The sequence below is a fragment of the Ochrobactrum sp. P6BSIII genome, from assembly GCF_014138065.1.
In the GTDB taxonomy this organism is placed as follows: Bacteria; Pseudomonadota; Alphaproteobacteria; order Rhizobiales; family Rhizobiaceae; genus Brucella.
The window spans coordinates 1-2,025 of record NZ_JACGXB010000045.1 but is presented as its reverse complement, the minus strand read 5'-3'; the positions used below and the strand labels follow the sequence as shown (position 1 = coordinate 2,025).

The window sequence follows — 2,025 nt, the reverse complement described above, 5'->3', positions numbered from 1 at the left end:
ACGCGTTACGACAAGAACCCGGACAATTTCCTCGCTGCTGTCAAACTGATCGCTGTCCGCATCTGGTGCATCAGTTTATGAGTCTACGCCCTAGTACCGTTTATCACAAGCATCGCCCAGCTCGTGGTTGTAGTATTTGCTTTTGGCTTTTCATACAGCGCCGTCAATGTTTCGAATAACACACAAGCCAGCATCATGGAGAGGTTGAGTGGCGAAACGAAACTACCATTCTTTCATGGCCTATGGGGACTGGCGGGCTTCGTCGGCGCAGGCATCGGCGCTTTGACAATAGGTCAAGGCATCAGCATGTCCCTGCATTTTAGTCTGATATCAACCATTGCGATTGTCTCTGCCTTTGCTTGCTGGCGGTTTCTCTACAATGAACCATCCCTCGAAACGACTGGAAGTGCGTTCGCAATACCGGACAGATCTCTCTTGAACTATGGCCTGATCGCCTTCTTTGGCATGGCATGTGAGGCGATTATGTATGACTGGAGTACCGTCTACTTTCACGATGTAGTAGCACCCGACCAACGCTATGTGGGCCTCGGCTTCGCAATGTTCATGGGTGCAATGACAGTCGGGCGGCTGTTTATCCTCAACAAGTTCGTTAATCGGTTTGGCATGAAGAGAACGCTACAATGGAGCGGTGCGTTAACGCTTGCCGGTTTCGCAACCGCTGTCGCTTTTCCAACTCTCATACTGTCAATTATCGGCTTCTGCCTCGCGGGGATCGGTATCTGTGGCGTCATTCCGTTGGTGGCTGGTGCTGCCGCCAGATCGTCGAACATGGCACCAAGCTCTGCGATAGCATCGGTTCTGACCATCGGTTTTGCCGGACTAATCATCTTTCCCCCATTGATAGGATTGCTCTCCGACACAGTCGGCCTTCGATACGCTTTCCTCGTTGGTGTGGTGTTAGCACTTGGGACTATTTATGGGGCAAGCAAAATCCCGGAATAGCGTCGAAAGCACGATGACCACTAGGTGTGGCGTGCGATCGCCAAATCTTTATTAGCTCCGCTCAAGTTTGATTGAAAGAACCGTCATGAGTCAAAATCAATCCGGCCAAAGCCGCTTCCCATTTTCTTTTTGCTCATGCCAAGGGAAAGCAAAACCAGTACCATTGTTGAAGCTTAGCTTCATTTATAAGCACACACAGGACAATGCCCGCGGCGATCGATGGCGTTTCTTTAAAGCATGGCGGGCGAATCCGCTGCAAATTGCTGCACTCGCACCCTCTGGCGCGGCTCTTGCTCGGATAATGACCAGCGAGCTTTCGCCTGAAACCGGAAGAGTTCTCGAACTGGGCCCGGGAACCGGAGTGTTCACACGCGCAATCCTGGCGCGAGGGATCAGCGAAGCCGACTTGACATTGATTGAATATGAAGAGGCGTTCGCCACCCTCCTGACGGATCGATTTCCAGAGGCTGTCGTACTCCAGATGAGCGCAACTTCTCTGATGCCTGATCCGCGTTTTCAACAAGCGGGCTTTGGGGCCGTGATAAGCGGCCTACCGCTGCTTTCGATGTCATCACGCACCGTGTTGAAAATACTTAGAGGCTCTTTCGCGGCACTGAAAGACGACGGGGCGTTTTTCCAGTTCACCTATGGCCCCGTTTGCCCCGTACCCCGCAGATTATTGGATCGGTTAGGCTTGAAGGCAACGCCCATCGGCGGCACATTTGCAAACATTCCGCCTGCCCGTGTTTACCGCATCTCGAGACGTTCTATCCGTAGCAATCCATAGCAACATCATTGCATCTGAGTTCAGGCGTGATGCCATAACTCCGCGCAGCAAAAATTGCGTTGTGATGAGTTGGCATCATGGGAATCTATGCATAACGGCCGACCGCATCAGACCAATCTCGCCCGCTTTTAACAATGGGTGCGGCTGAACATAGACGATTAGATATGCGCTTTCCGTCGCCAACTAGGCGGCGTGGACGAATTGGTTGACGAATTGATCGAAGCTTGATTCAAGACTGCTTTTTGGAGGCAGTCATGAGCCGAGGCGATCTGAGC

The 2,025-nt window shown here is 52.1% G+C and carries 2 protein-coding genes and 1 pseudogene; all 3 read left to right on the top strand.

Annotated elements, in window-relative coordinates; translation table 11 throughout:
• Positions 1-81, top strand: a pseudogene (locus tag FHW00_RS24380) (IS5/IS1182 family transposase); the annotation flags it as partial.
• Positions 82-123: 42 nt separating this feature from the next.
• Positions 124-963 carry an MFS transporter gene (locus tag FHW00_RS24375; RefSeq protein ID WP_176168402.1) on the top strand — a complete coding sequence of 280 codons (840 nt, stop codon included), beginning with the start codon at positions 124-126 and terminating at the stop codon, positions 961-963.
• Positions 964-1,048: 85 nt separating this feature from the next.
• Positions 1,049-1,750 (top strand): class I SAM-dependent methyltransferase, encoded by a 702-nt coding sequence (locus FHW00_RS24370; protein WP_445558043.1) that lies wholly within the window; start codon positions 1,049-1,051, stop codon positions 1,748-1,750.
• Positions 1,751-2,025 lie beyond the last annotated feature (275 nt).

Excerpts from the sequence above, each read along its gene's own strand:
- FHW00_RS24370 (WP_445558043.1), top strand. The coding sequence starts at position 1,049 with ATGAGTCAAAATCAATCCGGCCAAAGCCGCTTCCCATTTTCTTTTTGC.